We start from the raw sequence: 18,591 nt of genomic DNA, 5'->3' as shown, positions 1-18,591 counted from the left end.
TCTTACCAGCCGCACTGCTTGCCTTCATTCTGCTTTTTCAACCACGCCTGAAGCGGCGCGAAATAATCAAGCATCGCGCGGCCATCCATCGCGCGTGATCCGGTGAAGGCCTCAAGCGCGTCGGGCCAGGGCTTGGACGCCCCCATTTTCAGCATCCTGTTCAGCTTCGCACCCACCTCCTTATTGCCATAAAAGGAGCAGCGATGCAGCGGCCCGGTCCATCCGGCCTGCTCGCAGGCGGCCTTGTAGAATTGGAACTGCAGGATACGCGCCAGAAAATAGCGCGAATAGGGCGTGTTGCCAGGAATATGATATTTCGCGCCCGGATCGAAATTCGCCTCGCTGCGCTCCACCGGGGGTGTGATGCCCTGATATTGCAGGCGCAGATCGGTCCAGGCCGTGTTGTAGAAGCGCGTCGGGATCGTCCCGTTGAACACACCCCAACGCCATTTATCCACCAGCAGACTGAATGGCAGGAAGGCCACCTTGTCCATCGCCTGGCGCAGCAGCAAGCCGATATCCTTGTCTTCCGCGGGCACATTGGTCTGATCGAGCAAGCCGATGTTGACGAGATAATCAGGCGTGATCGAAAGCGCGACGAAATCGCCAATCGCCTCATGAAAGCCATCGTTCGCACCATTCAGATGCAGAAAACTTTGCTTGTTATAGGCGCGCTGGTAATAATTGTGGCCAAGCTCGTGATGGATGGTGATGAAGTCATCGGCATTCACCTTGATGCACATCTTGATGCGCAGATCGTCCTTATTGTCCACGTCCCAAGCCGAGGCGTGGCACACCACTTCGCGATCCGCCGGCTTGGTGAATTGTGACCGTTTCCAGAAGGTCTCGGGCAAGGGCGAAAAACCGAGCGAGCTGTAGAAACCCTCTCCCACCTTCACCATCTTGATCGGATCATCACCACGTTTGGCCAGCAGTTCGCCAATGTCGTAACCGATATCGCCCGCGCCCTTGGGCGCGACCACGTCATAGATATTGCCCCATTCCTGCGCCCACATATTGCCGAGCAGATCGGCGCGGATCGGGCCGGATTTGGCCTGCACCTCGTCGCCGTATTTCTCGTTCAATTTGGTGCGCGTATAGCAATGCAGATCGTCATAGAGCGGCTTCACCTGCGCCCACAGCCTGTCGGTCAGCTTGGCGAATTCATCCGCCGGCATGTCATATTGCGAGCGCCACATCGCGCCCACGTCCTTATAGCCCAGTTCCACCGCGCCCTTGTTGGCGATGGCGACCATCTTGGCATAATCCTCACGCATCGGGCCGCCGACATTGTCATGCCAGCTTACCCACATCTCCTGCAGCTTGGCGGGATCTCGGCTCTCGCCCATGGCCGCTTCGATATCGCTGCCGTTGATCTCCTTGCCGTCCAGCGTGCCACGGCCCTTCCCATAGGTTGAGTTCAGCCGCGTTGCGATCTGGTTAAGTTCGGTCGCAGCGCCCGGCGTGGTCGGCGCGGGCAGCACGATGCCGCCGCGCAGGATATCCAGCTTGCGCTTGGTGTCGTCGGAAAGCCCCGTCACCTTCTGATATTTCGCCGCCTCCAGCGCGAGCCGCACCGCCTTCTCCGTCCCCTCGGCGCCGCTCTCAGCGGCCAGCGCGTCCGTGTCATCGGTGATATAGGTGTTGTTGACCCAGGCTGTGCGGCTCGCGTCCACGGTATAATCGTAAAGCTCCTTCTCCGCGGCGGCGAGGAAGCGGTCCACATCGACCGGCGTGGGTGCCTTGGCGGCTTCGGAGACGGGCGTGTCGGCCTTTTTGGCAAAAACAGGCCCGGCGCTCGCCAGCATGGTGGCCAGCGCAAGTGCTGAAATCATGACTTTCATGGAATTGAACCCCTTGGAACATCGTCTTGCAGCCAGACTGGACCGGCCCCGGCGGATGGTCAAGCCACCAGAAACGCAAGAATTTCCGCGCCAAGTTCGGGCTTGGTAACGGCGCTCATGTGGTTGCCGGGGATGCTGGCAAACCGCGCGCCGGGGATCGCCGCGGCCAGTTCCGCTCCCGAACCATTGTCATCGTCATCCTCCCCCGTCACGACCAATACATCGCATCGGATCGCCGCCAGTTCGGCGCGCGTGGTATCGACAAAGGTGTTCAGGATCAGCAGCAGGGCTTGCGGATCGCCCTTGGTGGTTTTCAGAAACGCTTCGGTGAGCCATTCGCTCGATCCGCGCGCGAAGCTGCCCAAATTGGTCAGCACATTGTGAAAATATCCGCCGCGCCCGCCCGTGTTCAATATCCCGTCCAGTCCCATGCCGCACAATATGGCGCGGCGCGGACTGGCCCCCTGGGCCAGCATCCGCGTCACGGTGCGCCCGCCCAGCGAATAGCCCGCCAGATCATAATCGGTCAGGCCCAGATGCGCGATCAGCGCAAAGCCGTCTGCCGCCAGGATATCGGGCGGATAAGAAGCGGCATCATGCGGCTTGGCGCTGTCTCCATGCCCCCGCAGATCGGGCATGATCACCCGAAAGCCGGCGGCGGCGATCAGCGCGGCATGGCCATAGCGCACCCAATTGGTCTGCGCGTTGGAGAAATAGCCATGGATCAGGATCAGCGGATGCCCCTCGCCCATTTCGTGCCAGGCGAGTGCGACACCGCCCGGTCCGGTGAAATGATGGCGTTCGGTTTTAATCGGGGCGTGTGCCAATGGCTCTGATCCAGCGTTCATTGAGGGCGTCATACTCGTCCGCGCGGTAGCGCGGCAAATCCGCTGTGTCGATCCAGGCTTCGTGCAGACTTTCCACGCCGAAATGATGGACCGGGCGGAAATGCGATGGATCATCGAAACTCCCCACGGTGAGATCTACAGTCTCGCCATCGGGAAAGGCAAAGCCCAGCGGCGTGCCGCACTGGCATCCGCCGGTCATGGTCCGGTTCATCTCTGGCGCTCCTTCATCCAAATCCACGCGCCTGCCATGATAGCTTCAAGCCGGATCGGAACCATGGCCTTTTGCGTGTTCGGAACAACGCCTCGCCATCGTCATCACCCGCCCGCACGTTGGCGAGCGTGCCAAAATCGGACAGCGCTGACACAGTCTTGAAAACAAAGTTAATTCTTCACTAACGAGTCACGAAAGCGTGAAAAGTATCCGATCGGACGGTTTCTGAAGCGATGCCTTCGGAGATGCGTATCCATTGTCCATCGGAGTTATCACGTCATGAAAAACAGGGTCTTATTATCAGCGTTCGCGCTGACGCTGGCCGCGACCGCGATGCCGGCGCACGCCACGGAATTGCTGCAGAACGGCAATTTCAGCAGCGGCCTCACGGGCTGGACATCCTATGTCACCAGCGTGGATTACGGCACGATCTCGCCCACCACGCCCAATTCGGGCGGATCGCCTTACACCGTGCAACAGGCCGAAACGGCGTCGTTCAATGTCACGGGTTCGGGCACCTCAAACGCGCTGTGGCTGAACGCCGGCGAATATCAGACCCGCCCTGGCCAGTTCTTTGGTCAGAATTACGAAGGCGGCGGCGTTTCGCAGATCTTCACATCGCTGGCAGGGCTCGCCACCTTTACCGCCGATATCGCCTTCTGGGGAACGCGCACCGACACGGGCGGCATCTTCAGCGTCCTGCTCGATGGCGTCGCGCTGGATGCCTATGATTTCGGCACGACAGTCGCGGGCACAACCCGCAATACCCTGTCATTCTCGACCAATCTGAGCGCAGGGCAGCACACGCTCCAGCTTCAGGTTGTGCGTCCCTATGGCCCGGCAAAGGACGTGCGCGGCCAATATTTCGATAACGTCACGCTCGATCAGGTCGCCGCCGTGCCTGAACCCGCCACCTGGGCGATGATGATCACCGGCTTCGGCTTCGTCGGTGGCGCAATGCGCCGCAAGGCCAAGGTGTCGGTCCGCTTCGCCTGACCATGAAAAACCCCGGCCGGTTGATCGCCGGCCGGGGTTGATTCGTTATGAAGCAGGGTGGCTCAGGCCGCTTTCTGCAAATGCCTGCGCCCGAGCAATTCGGCGATCTGCACCGCGTTCAGCGCGGCACCTTTACGCAAATTGTCAGACACGCACCACAGCACAAGGCCGCTGTCCACGGTCGGATCTTCGCGCACGCGGCTGATGAACGTGGCATATTCGCCCACGCTTTCGATCGGCGTCACGTATCCGCCGTCCTCGCGCTTGTCGATCAGCATCACGCCGGGTGCCTCGCGCAGGATCGCCTGCGCCTGCTTGGCGGAGATTTCATCCTCGAACTCGATGTTGATCGCTTCCGAATGGCCGACGAACACGGGCACGCGCACGCAGGTGGCGACGACCTTGATCTTGGGATCGAGGATCTTCTTGGTCTCCACCACCATCTTCCATTCTTCCTTGGTGAAGCCATCATCCAGGAAGCTGTCGATATGCGGAATCACGTTGAACGCGATCTGCTTGGTGAATTTGCGCGGCTCAACGGCCTGACCGACGAAGATGTTGCGGCTCTGCTCGAACAGTTCGTCCATGCCTTGCTTGCCGGCGCCGGATACGGACTGATAGGTGGAGACCACTACGCGCTTGATCTTCGCGGCGTCATGCAGGGGCTTCAATGCCACCACCATCTGCGCGGTCGAGCAATTCGGATTCGCGATGATATTGCGCTTCTTGTAACCGTCGATCGCTTCCGGATTCACCTCGGGCACGATCAGCGGCACATCGGGGTCCATCCGATAAAGCGACGAATTGTCGATCACGGTGCAGCCGGCGGCGGCGAATTTGGGCGCATAGATCGCGGTCGCTTCGGAGCCGATGGCGAACAGCGCCATGTCCCAGCCCTTGGGATCGAAATGCTCGATATTCTGAATCTTGTATTTGCGGCCGGTTTCGCCGAAATCAATCTCGTCACCCTGGCTGCGCGCTGATGCCAGCACGGCCAGTTCGTCCAGCGGAAATTCGCGTTCCGCCAGAATGTTCAGCATTTCACGCCCGACATTGCCGGTCGCACCGGCAACCACCACCCGGTAGCCCATTATTCACGCACTCCAATTAAGCGAGAAGCGCGATCTAGCGCGCCTGCCGCAATTGTCCAGTGTCAGCGCGCAAAATGGGGGTCAGGCTGTGGTGCGATCCAGTTCCGGCTTCGCTACACAAACGCGGTTCCGCCCCGATCTCTTGGCATCGTAAAGCGCACCATCGGCCCGCTCGAACCAGAGTTCGCTATCCGCATCCATCAGCCCGGCCACGCCGAAGCTCGCCGTCAGCCCGAATGGCTCGCCATTGGCCACGATCAGTTCAACCACGGCTTCCCGATAGCGTTCGGCCGCCTGGAAGGCGTCGCTCTGGGATGTTTCTGGCAGCAGCAGCCCAAATTCCTCTCCGCCAATCCGGCCGAAGACATCGCTCGGCCGCTTCATGCCGCTTACGCAATCGACCAAAGCGCAGATCGCCCGATCTCCTGCCGGATGACCGTGGCTGTCGTTCACCGCCTTGAAATGATCGATATCGATCAGCACCAGCGCTGCGGGACGCTCATGCCTTTTGTGCAGCGCGATCGCGCGATCGAGTTCCGCCACGAAGGCTCGACGGGTGAGTGCGCCGGTGAGATAATCGCGCTCGGCGATACGGCGCAATTCCAGTTGATCGACCACCAGAGCGGCCAGGCGTTTGAGCACGTCAATCTGCGCGGGATCGAAATGACGCGGGCGCGTATCGATCGCGCAAAGCGAGCCTATATTATAGCCATCCGGTGTCTCCAGCGGAACACCCGCATAGCTTCCGATATTGGGATCCCCCATCACCAGTGGGTTGCCTTTGAACCGATCATCCAGGCTGGCATCCGCCACGATCAACGGATTGCGCGATCGAATGGTGTGATCGCAAAAAGCAATGTCTCTGGTCGTCTCTTCCGCGTCGATCCCAGGGTGCGATTTGAACCATTGCCGGTCTGAATCAATCAGCGACACCGCTGAAATCGGCACGCCCAGAACCGCGCGCACCAGATTGGTGATCTTGTCGAACGGCGCTTCGGCAGGAGTATCGAGCACCTCATAGCGGTGCAGTGCCGCAATGCGTGCGGGTTCGTCGTTCAGTTTCGGATCAGCCGTCATGCCCGACAAGATATATCCTTACGCAAACAGCTTCAGTGAAGATTAGATAACGAACCAGTGCGCAATCCTATCCAGCAGACGATCGCTAATCCCGCGCCGTCTGCCGCGCCAGAAAAGCTTCGATCGTCTTCCACAGATGGAGGTTCACCCCCTCGCCCGCCAGTCGATGGGTCTGACCAGGATAGACCATCGTCTCGAACGGGTGCGCCGCTTCCTGCAACGCCGCCATCAGCGCGGTCGAATTTTCGAACAGCACATTATCGTCCGCCATGCCGTGGATCAGCAGCAGCGGGTCCGCAATCCTTATTGCGTCCGATATGGCTCCGGAACGGATGTAAACCGCAGGATCGGTCAAGGGATTGCCCATATAGCGCTCGGTATAATGGGTGTCGTAAAGCTCCCATTTCGTCACCGGTGCACCCGCCACACCCGCCGCAAAAGCACCCGGAGCCGCTTCGAGCAGTTTCAACGTCATATAACCGCCATAGGACCAGCCATAGACCGCGATTCTGTCGGGATCGACGAAAGCCTGGCTTTTCAGCCACGCCACACCCGCCAATTGATCCTGCACCTCGACACTGCCCATGGCCCGGTGGATCTGGCTCTCGAAAGCCTGGCCGCGATCGGGTGTGCCGCGCCCATCCACCGAAAACACGATCCAGCCCTTGTCGACCAGATATTGCTGAAGCGCGCCGCCCCATGCCGCCGTCACCTGACGCCCCCCGCCCGGCCCGCCATAGACCTGAACGAACACGGGATAGCGTTTGCCGGGCTCCATCCTAGGCGTCAGCAATTTGGTGTGCAGGATGGAGCCATCGGCCGCCGTGATCGTGCCGAATTGCGGTGCCACATGATCCGCCACGAACGGCGTATAGGGATGCGCGCCCGTCAGCGCATTGTGCTCGATCCAGGCGAGCCTTTTGCCCGCGGCATCGGCCAGATAAACCTGCTCGGGCTGGGTGGGGCTTGAACGCGTGATGATCGCGCGGCTGCCCTTGCCATCCATTACAGCGCTGTTCCATGTTCCCGCGTCGGTCAGCCGCGAGACGATTCCAGGCTTTGCGATGTCCACCGCATAGAGATGCTGTTCTAAAGGCGTCTCGCGATTGCCCGTGAAGAAAACGCGCCCTCTGGCCTGATCGACCCCGGCCACATCCCTGACCATCCAATCGCCGCTGGTCAGCGGGGTCAGGGCACCATGCTTCCAGTGATAGAGATGATTGTAGCCGCTGCGTTCGGACGACCAGATCAGGCTGCCGTCGTTCAACAGGCGCAGATTATCGTGGAGGTTGATCCAGCTTTTTGCATTCTCCTCGATCACGACGGTGATCTTGCCGGTCGAGATATCCACTTTCAGCAGTTTGAGTGCGGTCTGCGCGCGATTTTGCCATTGCACATAGAGTGCCTTGCCATCGGGTGCCCAATTGACGCGAGCGAGATAATGATCGGGCGCATCATCCAGATCGAGCTTATAGGCCTGCGATCCGTCGGCGCGCATCACATAGAGATCCACCTTGGCATTGGGCGTGCCGGCGCGGGGATAGCGCTGTTCGTAGAGCTTCGTGCCATCGGCCCCGATCGCCGCGCGGCTGATCATCATCACGCCGCTCTCATCCACCCGCGCCACCGCGATATGACTGTCATCGGGCGACCACCAATGGCCGCGCGTGCGGTGCATCTCTTCCTGCGCCACGAATTCGGCGACGCCCCAGGTGATTGCATCTCCGCCGTCGACGGTCAGCCTGCGCTCCTTGCCACTTTTCAGGTCAAGCGCCCAAAGATCGGCATCGCGCACGAAGGAGATAAACCCGCCCTTGGGGCTGATCGTGGCATCAAGCTCTGTCCCTTGCGTTTCGGTCAGGCGACGGACATCGCCGTCGCGCGACGCCAGAAACAGATCTCCGTCGATCGGCACCAGCAGCGCCTGGCTGTCTGGTGCCCAGCTATAATCGACGATGCCCTTGGTTCCCCCGATCCGCGCGCGCTCGCGCTTCATCTTTTCGGCTTCGGAAATCTCTGCCCCGCTCCCGATCTTCTCGGAATCGACCAGCATCTTCGCCTTGCCGCTGGTCGTATCGATCGTCCAGAGATCATAGCGGTCGCGGTCGTCAGGCCGGTTGCGCAGCAGCGTCACCACCGAGCCATCGGGCGCGATCTTCAGCGCGCGCGGGCGCGGGCCGTTCAGATCCGGGCTGGCGAAGATGCGTTCTAGGGTAAGTGGGGGCTGAACCGGCTCAGCCATTGCGGGGGTTTCCGCCGTCATCAGAAAAAGCGTTGCCGCACTCAGCCATAATGTCCGCATCCGATCATCCTGAATAACACGCCCCTAAACGACGAAGGGCGCCGGCAGCCTTATCGCTGCCGACGCCCTTACGAAAGTCTGGATCAGTCGATCAGGCTTCGACGCTGCCCTTGGCAGGACGCGTATCGCGACGCTCGGCGATACGGGCGCGCTTGCCGGTGCGGCCACGCAGATAATAGAGCTTCGCCCGACGCACGGCACCCTTGCGGACCACTTCGATCGAATCGATATTGGGCGAATAGAGCGGGAACACGCGCTCCACGCCTTCACCGAACGAAATCTTGCGAACCGTGAAGGAAGAACCCATGCCCTTGTTCGAACGTGCGATGCACACGCCTTCGTAATTCTGGACGCGGGTGCGTTCGCCTTCAACAACCTTCACACCGACCTTCAGCGTGTCGCCGGGACGGAATTCGGGAACCTTCTTGCTCTCGTAAAACTTGGCAATCTGCTCGGCTTCGAGCGTCTGGATGAGGTTCATGCTCATCGCTCCTTCTTCTTGTCGTGCGCACCAGAGGGCGACTTGACCCGAGCCCCCTCATGGCGCTCCCAAAGGTCCGGCCGCCTTAGCCGTGTATCGATCTCCGCCTGGCGTTTCCGCCATGCCGCGATCTTCGCATGATCCCCCGATCGCAACACTTCGGGAATCGTGCGCCCTTCCCATTCAACAGGTCGGGTATAATGCGGATATTCGAGCAGCCCCGTTTCGAAGCTCTCGTCATCACCGCTAGAAGCCGCGCCCATTACGCCGGGCAGCAGCCGAATGCAAGCATCAAGCAGCACGATCGCGGCGCTTTCCCCGCCCGAAAGCACGTAATCACCGATCGAAACCGGCTCGATCGGCCGGCCTTCGAAAATGCGTTCGTCAAATCCCTCGAACCGCCCGCAGAGAATCGTGACACCGGGGCCAGCGGCAAGCGCACGGACGCGCTCTTGCGTCAGCGGATTGCCACGCGGGGTCATCGCCAAAATCGGCGCCTCCGGCTGGCTGTCGAGCGCATGATCCACAGCCGATGCGATCACGTCGGCGCGCAGCACCATTCCCGCGCCGCCACCTGCGGGCGTATCATCCACCGAGCGATGCTTGTCCGTCGCGAAATCACGGATCTGGACGGGGTCGCATGACCACCGCCCCTCCGACAGCGCCCTGCCCGCCAGCGACTGACCGAGCGGTCCGGGAAACATTTCGGGATATAGCGTGAGGATCGTCGCGGCGAAGGTCAAAGCGGAAGCGTCCAGTTTTCGATATTCAAGCCGGGGATATCATCGAAATCACTTATGTCATTCGTGATAACCGTCAAACCGAGAGAAAGCGCATGAGCACCAATCAGCCGATCGAACTTGCCCCGCTTGAACGGAATACACCGATAAACCTCCGCAGCGTTCGTGTCGAACGCTAGTGCCGGAATCAATTCGAACAGACGCGACGCTTTTGCATTCGCCTCCTGATCATCTCGATCGATACCGCGCATGACTTCGGCATAGACGATCGATGATGTTACAATTCGTCCAGGTTCAAGCGCTTCCACACGCTGCCGCAGCGGGATAGACAGCCCTTCGAGAATATAGATGCAGGCGTTGGAATCCAGCAGAAAAAGCGGATCAACCACGCCGCAGCAGCTTCCCATCCCAATCCAGATCGCGCGGCTCCATCATCCTGTCATCGGATATTAAAGCCTTCAGGCCCGGCATGGAGCCATAAATCCCGGTCAGATCGATCGTCCTTGGCTTTGTGAGGGTTGGTTCAAAAGAGTATTTGCCCCGCTCTTCGCGCAACACCATCTCATCGCCATCGACCAGCCCGAGCGCCTTCGGCAGGCGCAAAGCAAGCGAATTGCCCGATTTGAAAACCTTCGCTTTATATTCCTTGCTCATGTCCCGCTCCGTATATACGCAATGTATATACTATTCCACGAAATCCGCGTCAATCAGCACGGTTTCGCCCCATGAAGGGACGGCTTCGGGCTTCATCGGCACCATGAAGCGCTTGCCCGTAGGCCGCTCGATCTCGATGACATCGCCCGCGCCGAAATTCTCGACCGCGATGACAATACCCAGCGCATCGCCATTGGTGGAGACGGCGGGCAGGCCGATCAGATCCATGTGATAATATTCGCCCTCGCCCAGCGGCGGGAGGGCATCGCGCGGAACCGTGAGTTCGGTGCCGCGCATCTTTTCGGCCGTGGTCCGGTCCGCAATCTCGGGAAAGCGGGCAATCGCGCCATTATTGCCATGGCGGAGGCTCTTGAGCGTCAAGGCACCGCCATTGAAAGAGGTGTGCGCCTTCAAGCTGTCCGCATTGTCCGCGAACAGCTTGAGGCGCACCTCCCCCATCACGCCATGCGCGCCGATGATGACGGCCAGCGTGACGGGGCGATCAGCCAAGGATCAACCCTCGGCTTTTTCTTCAGAAGCAGGCGCTTCGGCTGCAGGTGCCTCTTCAGCGGCTGGCGCAGCTTCAGCAGCCGGCTCTTCGGCAGCGGGGGCTTCTTCAGCCGCCGGGGCTTCGGGAGCCACTTCGGCAACGGCTTCGACAGCGGGTGCTTCTTCGACCGCAGGCGCTTCTTCAACGATCGGCTCAGGCGCAGGCGCTGCGGCAGCTTCAGCAGCAGCGGCGGCCGCGGCGGTCGCCTTTTCGGCACGCTCTTCAGCGCGTTCGGTGGCCTTTTCGCCGGGCTTCGCCTTGTTCGGGTTGTTGCGCGCGGCGCGCTCGATCACGCCGGCGGCGTCCAGGAAGCGGGCGACACGATCGGTAGGCTGCGCGCCGACCGAGATCCAATGCTTGGCGCGATCAGCGTCGAGCTTCACGCGATCGGGCGAATCCTTGGCGAGAAGCGGGTTATAGGTGCCGATCTTTTCGATGAAATTGCCATCGCGGGGCGAACGGGCATCGGCCACGACGATGCGATAATAAGGACGCTTCTTGGAACCGCCGCGCGACAAACGAATGGAAACTGCCATGATATAATTCCTTCTTTTACAATCAGTTCAAACTTATTTCTTCAGAAATTTCTCGAAACCGGGTGGAAGCCCCGGCGGGGATCCGCCGCCAAGGCCAGGCAGACCCGGAATGCCGCCGGTGGGCGCACCACCCCCCAGCATCCCGCCCATGCCGCCGCTCTTGCCAAAAAGCGCGCCCAGGCCTTTCAGGCCGCCCATCTTGCGGATCTTCTTCATCGCGCTGGACATTTCCTGGTGCATCTTCAGCAACCGGTTGACGTCCTGCACCGTGGTGCCGCTGCCCTTGGCAACGCGGATCTTGCGCTTGGCATTGAGCAATTCGGGCTTGCTGCGCTCCTTGGGCGTCATGGAGCCGATCATCGCATCCATGCGCACGAGAATGCGATCGTCCACTTGGCCATTGGCCATGGCATTCTGCACCTTCTTGATGCCGGGCATCATCGAGGCGAGCGCGCCCATGCCGCCCATGCGCTTCATCTGATCGAGCTGCGCGCGCAGATCGTTCATGTCGAACTGGCCCTTGGCCATCTTCTGCGCGAGCTTTTCGGCCTCGTCCGCATTGATGGTTTCGGTGGCGCGCTCGACCAGCGACACGACGTCGCCCATGCCAAGGATGCGGCCGGCCACGCGGCTGGGGTGGAATTGCTCCAGCGCATCGAGCTTTTCGCCCATGCCCGCGAATTTGATCGGCTTGCCGGTGACCGCGCGCATCGACAGCGCTGCGCCACCGCGCGCATCGCCATCCATGCGGGTGAGCACCACACCGGTCAGCGGCACCTGCTCAGAGAAATTCTTGGCGACGTTGACCGCATCCTGGCCGGTGAGCGAATCGACCACCAGCAGGATTTCCTGCGGCTGCGCGACATCGGCCACAGCCTTCATCTCGTCCATCAGCGCCTGATCGACGTGAAGGCGGCCTGCGGTGTCCAGCACCAGAACATCAAAGCCCTGGAGTTTGGCAGCCTGCAGCGCACGGCGCGCGATATCGACGGGCTGCTGGCCGGCCACGATCGGCAGCGTGGCGACGTTCACCTGCGTGCCCAGCGTCGCCAACTGTTCCTGCGCGGCCGGACGGTTGACGTCCAGCGACGCCATCAAAACCTTCTTGCGGTCCTTTTCGGTGAGCCGCTTGGCGATCTTGGCGCTGGTGGTCGTCTTGCCCGACCCCTGCAGGCCCACCATCATGATGATTGCGGGTGGCGATACGTCCAGCTCAAGCTCGGCCGTCTCGCTGCCCAGCATTTCGACCAGAGCGTCATTGACGATCTTGACGACCTGCTGGCCCGGCGTGACCGATTTGACCACCTGATGGCCGACGGCCTGCTCGGTCACCTTTTCGATGAAATCGCGCACCACCGGAAGCGCGACATCGGCTTCCAGCAATGCGATACGCACTTCGCGCATGGCCGCACGCACGTCCGCCTCGCCAAGCGCACCGCGCCCGCGAAGACGCTCGAAGACGCCGCCCAGCCTTTCGCTCAGTGATTCAAACATCGTTACGCTCCATTTCCGCGCCATCCGCCCAAACGCAAAATGAGCCGGCGGACGAAACCTCGTCGGCCGGCCTGCATATCGTTCAGATATGCTGCGCGTTCGTTCTGGATGGAACGATATGGCAGCGCGCTTACACGCGGCGTCCCGCGGATGCAAGCCACAGAGGTGCTTAACCGGATTTACACGGTTTTGCGCCAGAGCCATTCGCGTGGGGATTGGGACATGATTGAATGAGAAACCGGATCGGCAAGCGATCGACCAGCATAACCGGGTCCGCCGTCAGCGGCGCGCGGCGCGATATCGTCACCGGCGGGGTCACGGTCGGTGCCATTCTGCTCTTTGTCGGCACCGGGGGCAGCGTCGCCACCTCGACCATCAATGCGATTACGGGCGTGGGCGGCGGCGCGGACCGCGTTTTGGTGATCGCACTTCTGCTCAATATCGCGCTCATCCTGTTTGGCTGGCGGCGCTATGCGGATCTTACCCGTGAGGTGAAAGACCGCGCCATGGCCGAGGAGCGCGCCCGCGAACTCGCGTCCAAGGATCCGTTGACCGGCTTTCTCAATCGTCGTTCGCTGGCCGAAACCGGCGCAGCGATGCTGGCGCGCGCAGCGCGGCGCCAGAAAAGCGTGGCAATGCTGATGCTCGATCTGGATCACTTCAAGAATGTGAACGACGCGCACGGCCATGCCACCGGCGATACGCTGCTCAAGCAGGTGGCCGCCGCGATCGACGAAGCTCTGCCCCCGGTGGCGCTGGCCGCCCGGCTCGGCGGCGACGAATTCGCCTGCGCCTTTCTCTTCGATCCCACCGCGCCCGAAACCGTGAGCCGCGTGGCCGAACAGATCGTGTCGCGCCTCGCCAAGCCGTTCGACGCCAATGGCGTTCACGCGCACATCAGCGTCTCGCTCGGCATCGCGCGTTCGGAAATGGATTGCGACACCGTGGACGCCCTGATGCGCCGCGCCGATATCGCCATGTATGCGGCAAAAAACTCGGGCCGCAACCGTCATTGCTGGTTTGACGCTTCGATGGAGCGCGACCTCCAGGTGCGCAACACGCTGGAGGCGGGCCTGCGCAGCGGGATCCCCAAGGGGGAATTTGTCCCTTATTATGAACAACAGATCGATCTCACCACCGGACGGCTTCACGGCTTCGAAGTGCTCGCGCGCTGGGAAAGCCCCATTCAGGGACTGGTCTCGCCCGAATTGTTCATCCCGGTGGCTGAAGAAACCGGCATGATCGGCGACATGTCCATGTCCGTCATCCGTCAGGCGATGGAGCATGGGCGGGATTGGGATCCCTCGCTCACGATTTCGGTCAACATCTCCCCGACCCAGCTCAAGGATCCCTGGCTGGCGCAAAAGCTGGTAAAGCTGCTCGTGGAAACCGGTTATCCGGCCGAGCGGCTCGAAGTGGAGATCACCGAGAGCTCGCTGTTCGAAAATCTCTCGCTCGCCCAATCCATCGTCGGCAGCCTCAAGAATCAGGGGATCAAGCTGGCGCTGGATGATTTCGGCACAGGCTACAGCTCTCTGGCGCATTTGCGCGCTTTGCCGTTCGACCGCATCAAGATCGATCGCAGCTTCGTTTCCTCGATCAACCAGAATCCCGAAAGCGCCGCGATCGTTAATGCGATCACGCGGCTGGGCGACAGTCTCGGTCTGCCGATCACCGCCGAGGGCATTGAGGATGCCGAGATCGAACAACGCCTGCGCGTGCTGGGCGTGCACAAGGGTCAGGGCTGGCATTTTGGCAAGCCCATGCCGATCACGCAGATTCGCAAGCTGCTGGCGGAGAAGAATTTGATCCCCTCGCTGCGGCAGTGGAATGCGGAGCGCGAGGGCGCCGCGCCGCAGCCGGATGGTGATTTCCGCAAGACCGCCTGACACCGCCGGTGGACTTCGCCGCATCGGCACCCTAGATCGCGCGCATGAGCGTTCGCTTTCACAAGATGCACGGGCTGGGCAATGATTTCGTCGTCATCGACGGACGCGCCGGGCCGATCGCGCTCAGCGAAGCCAGCATCCGCGCGCTGGCGGACCGGCACACCGGGGTCGGCTGTGACCAGTTGATCCTGATCGAACCGTCCAGCGTGGCCGATGTGCGGATGCGGATCTTCAACGCGGATGGCGGCGAAGTCGAGGCCTGCGGCAACGCCACGCGCTGCGTCACGCGGCTGATCGGCCATGACGCCCGGATCGAAACCCTGGGCGGCATCCTGCACGGGCGCATGATCGGCGACGACGCGACGATCGACATGGGCGTGCCGCGTTTCGATTGGGAAACCATCCCGCTCGCCTATGCCATGGACACACGCGACATGCCGGTGAGCTGGGATGCGCTGGAGCGGCCCACGGTCGCCAATGTCGGCAATCCGCATGTGATCTTCTTCGTGCCCGATACTTATGCCGTGCCGCTGGAAACGCTGGGGCCGCGCATCGAGACCGACCCCCTGTTTCCCGAGCGCATCAACGTCAACGTCGCCACGGTGACCGGCCCTCATGCGATCACGCTGCGAGTATGGGAGCGCGGTGCGGGCATCACGCGCGCCTGCGGCACGGGTGCTTGCGCCACCGCAGTGGCAGCGATCCGGCTTGGACTGGTCACGGGGCCGGTCACGGTCACGCTGCCCGGCGGCGATCTGGAGATCGACTGGCGTCCAGGCGAAACAATCAGCATGACGGGGGCTGCCACCCATGTCTTCACCGGCGAACTCAGCGAGGGCTGGCTGGCGTGAGCGGACCCGAGCTGATCACGCTCGGCTGCCGGCTGAACATCGCCGAGAGCGAGGCGATGCGCGCACTGGCCGGGGCGGACGACAATCTGGTGATCGTGAACAGTTGTGCCGTGACCGCGGAAGCCGTGCGCCAGACCCGCCAGGCCATCCGCCGCGCCAAGCGTGCGCGGCCCGACGCGCGCGTGATCGTCACGGGTTGCGCGGCGCAGATCGAGCCGGAGACATTTGCGGCCATGCCGGAAGTCAGCCGGGTGCTGGGCAATCGCGAAAAGATGTTCGCGGAGAATTTTGAAGTTCTCCTGTCTCCGCCCACACCGTTTGTCCCGAGCGAAGTCGAGGGACGTGGGGACAGTTCGAAACGTGTCTCGACTTCGCTCGACACCAACGGTTTTTTTCCTATTCCAGCCGATGTCCGCGTCTCCGACATCATGGCCGTCCAGGAAACTGCACCCCACCTCGTCTCCGGCTTTGCCGATCACGCCCGCGCCTTCGTCGAAGTCCAGAATGGCTGCGATCATCGCTGCACCTTTTGCGTGATCCCTTATGGCCGCGGCAACAGCCGCTCGGCGCCCGCCGGTGCGGTGATCGACCGGATCGCGGCGCTAGTGGACCAGGGCTATCGCGAAATCGTGCTCACCGGGGTGGACGTGACCAGCTATGGTCCCGATCTGCCGGGCGATCAGTCGCTTGGGGTGTTGATCGAGCGTATACTGAAATATGTGCCCGCCCTCCCCCGCCTGCGCTTATCCTCGCTGGATTCGATCGAGATCGATGACCGGATGTTCGCGCTGGTCACGCAGGAGCGGCGCGTGATGCCGCACCTCCATCTCTCGCTTCAATCGGGCGACGACATGATCCTCAAACGCATGAAGCGCCGTCACAGCCGTGCTGATGCGGTTAAGATCGTCGAGCGCCTGAAGGCCGCGCGGCCGGAGATCGCGGTCGGCGCGGACCTGATTGCGGGCTTTCCCACCGAGACAGACGCCATGTTCGAAAGCACGCTGCGCCTGATCGAGGATTGCGATGTGGTCCATGGCCATATCTTCCCTTACTCGCCCCGCGCATTCACGCCCGCCGCCCGGATGCCGCAAGTGCCGCGCGACAGGGTGAAAGCGCGCGCCAAGCGGCTGCGTGAGGCGGCCGCGGATTGGCAAACGCGCTGGCTGCAATCCCTGGTGGGCAGTGTCCAGGATGTGCTGGTGGAAAAGGACGGCGGCGGCCACGCGCCCAATTTCGCGCGCCTCCGGCCTTTTCATAACCCGAACTATCTCGGCAATGCCGTGGGAGGATTATCAAGCGTGAAGATTACGGGCGTTGAAGGCGCACAACTGACGGGCACTCCCCTATGAGCGACACCCCATGGCACAAGAAGCTGCTCGGCGGCTTCAAGCGTACGTCGGACAAGCTGGGCGAAAACCTCACCGGCCTGTTCACGAAATCCGCGCTGGACGATCAGACGCTCGATGAGATCGAGGAAGCCCTCATCATGTCCGATCTCGGCCCCGCCATGGCCGCGCGCGTGCGCGCCAAGCTGGCCGACGGACGGTTTGACAAGGGCATCGATGAAGCCGGCGTCCGCGCGTTGGTGGCCGAGGAAATCGAACAGGTTCTGGCCCCTGTCGCCAAGCCGCTGGAGGTGGAGGCCTTTCCCCGCCCGCAGGTGATCCTGGTCATCGGCGTCAATGGTTCGGGCAAGACGACCACCATCGCCAAGCTGGCGCATCTCTTCATCGAGCAGGATTACGGCGTGATGCTGGCCGCGGGGGACACCTTCCGCGCGGCCGCGATCGGGCAGTTGAAGGTCTGGGCAGAGCGCCTGGGCGTGCCGATCGTGAGCGGTGCCGAAGGCGGTGACTCCGCAGGAATCGTGTTCGAAGCGGTCAAACAGGCGACCGAAACCGGGATCGACGTGCTGATCGTCGACACCGCCGGACGGCTGCAGAACAAGCGCGAACTGATGGACGAATTGGCCAAGATCCGCCGCGTGCTCGGCCGGCTCAACCCTGCCTCGCCGCATGACGTGGTGCTGGTGCTGGACGCCACCACCGGCCAGAATGCGCTCTCCCAGATCGAGGTGTTCAAGGAAGTGGCGGGCGTCACGGGCCTTGTCATGACCAAGCTGGATGGCACGGCGCGCGGCGGCGTGCTCGTGGCGGCGGCGGAAAAATTCGGACTGCCGATCCATGCGATCGGCGTGGGCGAAACCATTGAGGATCTTCGCCCGTTCGATGCGAAGGAAGTGGCGGATGTGATCGCCGGGAGTAATCGATGACCACGAGCAATGTTGCAGAAAAGAAGCCCGGCTGGCTGGGCTTCGCGCTCGATTTCGGGCCGCTGCTGATCTTTTTCCTCACCTACCGGCTGAACGGGCCGGTCGATAATCCGGTGCAGGCGATCAAGGCGATCACTGCGGGCACGGGTGCCTTCATGGTCGCGATCGTGGCAGCGCTGCTCATCTCGAAGATCAAACTGGGCAAGATTTCACCGATGCTCTGGATTTCCGCGGCTCTGGTGCTCGGCTTTGGTGGGCTCACCATCTATTTCCACGATCAGCGCTTCATCCAGATCAAGCCGACGATCATCTATCTGCTCTTCGCCGGCGGCCTGTTCTTTGGTGTGGCCACCAAGCGGCCATTACTCAAATATCTGCTGCAGGCGGCCTATGACGGGCTGGACGATGCGGGCTGGATGAAGCTCACGCGCAACTGGGCGATCTTCTTCCTGGCCATGGCCGGCGTGAACGAGGCCATCCGCGCCAGTTTCGATTTCGACACCTGGCTGACATTGAAGGTCTGGGGCGTCACGATCCTGTCCTTCCTGTTCGCCATCGCCAATGTGCCGATGATGATGAAGCACGGGCTGGATGTTGGCGCTGACGATGTTGCCGAACAGGCTCCACCGCAGGGGTAATCAGAAAAAGCGCCATTCGGGCTGAGCCTGTCGAAGCCCTCACTTCTGACGATATCGAAAGAAGGAAAGGCTCCGACAGGCTCAGCCCAAACGGGTCGTGAGGAAAGCTCTCTCCTT

19 protein-coding genes are annotated in these 18,591 nt (G+C 61.5%); 6 read left to right on the top strand and 13 right to left on the bottom strand.

The genetic code is table 11. The annotated features are described in order from the left end of the window. Positions 1 to 2: 2 nt before the first annotated feature. From FHS49_RS15900 to FHS49_RS15890, 3 genes are read right to left on the bottom strand one after another with little or no spacing between them, the layout of a single operon-like run. Positions 3 to 1,844 carry a M2 family metallopeptidase gene (locus tag FHS49_RS15900; RefSeq protein WP_184020415.1) on the bottom strand — a complete coding sequence of 614 codons (1,842 nt, stop codon included), beginning with the start codon at positions 1,842 to 1,844 and terminating at the stop codon, positions 3 to 5. A gap of 59 nt (positions 1,845 to 1,903) precedes the next feature. Further along, positions 1,904 to 2,692 (bottom strand): alpha/beta fold hydrolase, encoded by a 789-nt coding sequence (locus tag FHS49_RS15895; protein ID WP_184020413.1) that lies wholly within the window; start codon positions 2,690 to 2,692, stop codon positions 1,904 to 1,906. Beyond that, positions 2,652 to 2,903 carry a hypothetical protein gene (locus FHS49_RS15890; RefSeq protein WP_184020411.1) on the bottom strand — a complete coding sequence of 84 codons (252 nt, stop codon included), beginning with the start codon at positions 2,901 to 2,903 and terminating at the stop codon, positions 2,652 to 2,654. The genes FHS49_RS15895 and FHS49_RS15890 overlap by 41 nt, the downstream gene beginning before the upstream one ends. Before the next feature lie 279 nt (positions 2,904 to 3,182). Here FHS49_RS15890 and FHS49_RS15885 point away from each other — a divergent pair, with 279 nt between their 5' ends. Beyond that, the gene (locus FHS49_RS15885; protein WP_246350847.1) at positions 3,183 to 3,899 is read left to right on the top strand and encodes a PEPxxWA-CTERM sorting domain-containing protein; all 717 of its coding nucleotides are present in this window, start codon (positions 3,183 to 3,185) and stop codon (positions 3,897 to 3,899) included. Positions 3,900 to 3,961: 62 nt separating this feature from the next. Here FHS49_RS15885 and FHS49_RS15880 read toward each other — a convergent pair whose 3' ends face one another. The 10 genes from FHS49_RS15880 to ffh form a co-directional block, all read right to left on the bottom strand. Continuing rightward, complete coding sequence (locus tag FHS49_RS15880) at positions 3,962 to 4,990, bottom strand: aspartate-semialdehyde dehydrogenase (protein WP_184020409.1); 1,029 nt, start codon at positions 4,988 to 4,990, stop codon at positions 3,962 to 3,964. Positions 4,991 to 5,071: 81 nt separating this feature from the next. Next, complete coding sequence (locus tag FHS49_RS15875) at positions 5,072 to 6,067, bottom strand: sensor domain-containing diguanylate cyclase (protein WP_184020400.1); 996 nt, start codon at positions 6,065 to 6,067, stop codon at positions 5,072 to 5,074. Between the two features lie 85 nt (positions 6,068 to 6,152). Beyond that, positions 6,153 to 8,369 carry a S9 family peptidase gene (locus FHS49_RS15870; protein ID WP_425502701.1) on the bottom strand — a complete coding sequence of 739 codons (2,217 nt, stop codon included), beginning with the start codon at positions 8,367 to 8,369 and terminating at the stop codon, positions 6,153 to 6,155. A 91-nt stretch (positions 8,370 to 8,460) separates the two neighbouring features. Next, the gene (gene rplS / locus FHS49_RS15865) at positions 8,461 to 8,850 is read right to left on the bottom strand and encodes a 50S ribosomal protein L19 (RefSeq protein ID WP_184020398.1); all 390 of its coding nucleotides are present in this window, start codon (positions 8,848 to 8,850) and stop codon (positions 8,461 to 8,463) included. 2 nt (positions 8,851 to 8,852) lie between these two features. After that, on the bottom strand, positions 8,853 to 9,593 hold the full coding sequence (gene trmD / locus FHS49_RS15860) for a tRNA (guanosine(37)-N1)-methyltransferase TrmD (RefSeq protein ID WP_184020396.1): 741 nt from the start codon (positions 9,591 to 9,593) through the stop codon (positions 8,853 to 8,855). Further along, entirely contained in the window at positions 9,590 to 9,979 is a 390-nt protein-coding gene (locus FHS49_RS15855) for a type II toxin-antitoxin system VapC family toxin (RefSeq protein ID WP_343053001.1), read from the bottom strand. The genes trmD and FHS49_RS15855 overlap by 4 nt, the downstream gene beginning before the upstream one ends. Then, positions 9,972 to 10,244: an AbrB/MazE/SpoVT family DNA-binding domain-containing protein gene (locus FHS49_RS15850; RefSeq protein WP_184020392.1), complete on the bottom strand. Its 273-nt coding sequence runs from the start codon at positions 10,242 to 10,244 to the stop codon at positions 9,972 to 9,974. Before FHS49_RS15850 ends, FHS49_RS15855 begins: the two co-directional genes overlap by 8 nt. Positions 10,245 to 10,274: 30 nt before the next feature. Continuing rightward, positions 10,275 to 10,754, bottom strand: a complete 480-nt coding sequence (gene rimM, locus FHS49_RS15845) for a ribosome maturation factor RimM (RefSeq protein WP_184020390.1) — start codon at positions 10,752 to 10,754, stop codon at positions 10,275 to 10,277. 3 nt (positions 10,755 to 10,757) lie between these two features. Continuing rightward, complete coding sequence (gene rpsP / locus FHS49_RS15840; protein ID WP_184020388.1) at positions 10,758 to 11,330, bottom strand: 30S ribosomal protein S16; 573 nt, start codon at positions 11,328 to 11,330, stop codon at positions 10,758 to 10,760. A gap of 33 nt (positions 11,331 to 11,363) precedes the next feature. Then, entirely contained in the window at positions 11,364 to 12,824 is a 1,461-nt protein-coding gene (ffh, locus tag FHS49_RS15835; protein ID WP_184020386.1) for a signal recognition particle protein, read from the bottom strand. A gap of 230 nt (positions 12,825 to 13,054) precedes the next feature. Here ffh and FHS49_RS15830 point away from each other — a divergent pair, with 230 nt between their 5' ends. From FHS49_RS15830 to ispZ, 5 genes are read left to right on the top strand one after another with little or no spacing between them, the layout of a single operon-like run. Beyond that, positions 13,055 to 14,713: a putative bifunctional diguanylate cyclase/phosphodiesterase gene (locus FHS49_RS15830; RefSeq protein ID WP_184020384.1), complete on the top strand. Its 1,659-nt coding sequence runs from the start codon at positions 13,055 to 13,057 to the stop codon at positions 14,711 to 14,713. Between the two features lie 44 nt (positions 14,714 to 14,757). Next, on the top strand, positions 14,758 to 15,564 hold the full coding sequence (gene dapF / locus FHS49_RS15825; protein WP_184020382.1) for a diaminopimelate epimerase: 807 nt from the start codon (positions 14,758 to 14,760) through the stop codon (positions 15,562 to 15,564). Continuing rightward, positions 15,561 to 16,913 carry a tRNA (N(6)-L-threonylcarbamoyladenosine(37)-C(2))-methylthiotransferase MtaB gene (gene mtaB, locus FHS49_RS15820; protein ID WP_184020380.1) on the top strand — a complete coding sequence of 451 codons (1,353 nt, stop codon included), beginning with the start codon at positions 15,561 to 15,563 and terminating at the stop codon, positions 16,911 to 16,913. Before dapF ends, mtaB begins: the two co-directional genes overlap by 4 nt. Further along, positions 16,910 to 17,836 (top strand): signal recognition particle-docking protein FtsY, encoded by a 927-nt coding sequence (gene ftsY / locus FHS49_RS15815; protein WP_184020378.1) that lies wholly within the window; start codon positions 16,910 to 16,912, stop codon positions 17,834 to 17,836. The genes mtaB and ftsY overlap by 4 nt, the downstream gene beginning before the upstream one ends. After that, entirely contained in the window at positions 17,833 to 18,474 is a 642-nt protein-coding gene (gene ispZ / locus FHS49_RS15810) for a septation protein IspZ (RefSeq protein ID WP_184020376.1), read from the top strand. The genes ftsY and ispZ overlap by 4 nt, the downstream gene beginning before the upstream one ends. Positions 18,475 to 18,591: the final 117 nt, after the last annotated feature.

Origin of the sequence: Sphingobium boeckii, assembly GCF_014199215.1 — a bacterium.
GTDB lineage: Bacteria > Pseudomonadota > Alphaproteobacteria > Sphingomonadales > Sphingomonadaceae > Sphingobium_A > Sphingobium_A boeckii.
The sequence above is the reverse complement of the archived record's forward strand: the minus strand, read 5'-3'. Positions and strand labels throughout refer to the sequence as shown.

Bases quoted from the DNA above. Each gene is read 5' to 3' on its own strand.
- FHS49_RS15900 (WP_184020415.1), bottom strand. From the start codon at position 1,844: ATGAAAGTCATGATTTCAGCACTTGCGCTGGCCACCATGCTGGCGAGC.
- FHS49_RS15895 (WP_184020413.1), bottom strand. From the start codon at position 2,692: ATGAACGCTGGATCAGAGCCATTGGCACACGCCCCGATTAAAACCGAA.
- FHS49_RS15890 (WP_184020411.1), bottom strand. From the start codon at position 2,903: ATGAACCGGACCATGACCGGCGGATGCCAGTGCGGCACGCCGCTGGGC.
- FHS49_RS15885 (WP_246350847.1), top strand. From the start codon at position 3,183: ATGAAAAACAGGGTCTTATTATCAGCGTTCGCGCTGACGCTGGCCGCG.
- FHS49_RS15880 (WP_184020409.1), bottom strand. From the start codon at position 4,990: ATGGGCTACCGGGTGGTGGTTGCCGGTGCGACCGGCAATGTCGGGCGT.
- FHS49_RS15875 (WP_184020400.1), bottom strand. From the start codon at position 6,067: ATGACGGCTGATCCGAAACTGAACGACGAACCCGCACGCATTGCGGCA.
- FHS49_RS15870 (WP_425502701.1), bottom strand. From the start codon at position 8,369: ATGCGGACATTATGGCTGAGTGCGGCAACGCTTTTTCTGATGACGGCG.
- rplS (WP_184020398.1), bottom strand. From the start codon at position 8,850: ATGAACCTCATCCAGACGCTCGAAGCCGAGCAGATTGCCAAGTTTTAC.
- FHS49_RS15850 (WP_184020392.1), bottom strand. From the start codon at position 10,244: ATGAGCAAGGAATATAAAGCGAAGGTTTTCAAATCGGGCAATTCGCTT.
- rpsP (WP_184020388.1), bottom strand. From the start codon at position 11,330: ATGGCAGTTTCCATTCGTTTGTCGCGCGGCGGTTCCAAGAAGCGTCCT.
- ffh (WP_184020386.1), bottom strand. From the start codon at position 12,824: ATGTTTGAATCACTGAGCGAAAGGCTGGGCGGCGTCTTCGAGCGTCTT.
- FHS49_RS15830 (WP_184020384.1), top strand. From the start codon at position 13,055: ATGAGAAACCGGATCGGCAAGCGATCGACCAGCATAACCGGGTCCGCC.
- dapF (WP_184020382.1), top strand. From the start codon at position 14,758: ATGAGCGTTCGCTTTCACAAGATGCACGGGCTGGGCAATGATTTCGTC.
- ftsY (WP_184020378.1), top strand. From the start codon at position 16,910: ATGAGCGACACCCCATGGCACAAGAAGCTGCTCGGCGGCTTCAAGCGT.
- ispZ (WP_184020376.1), top strand. From the start codon at position 17,833: ATGACCACGAGCAATGTTGCAGAAAAGAAGCCCGGCTGGCTGGGCTTC.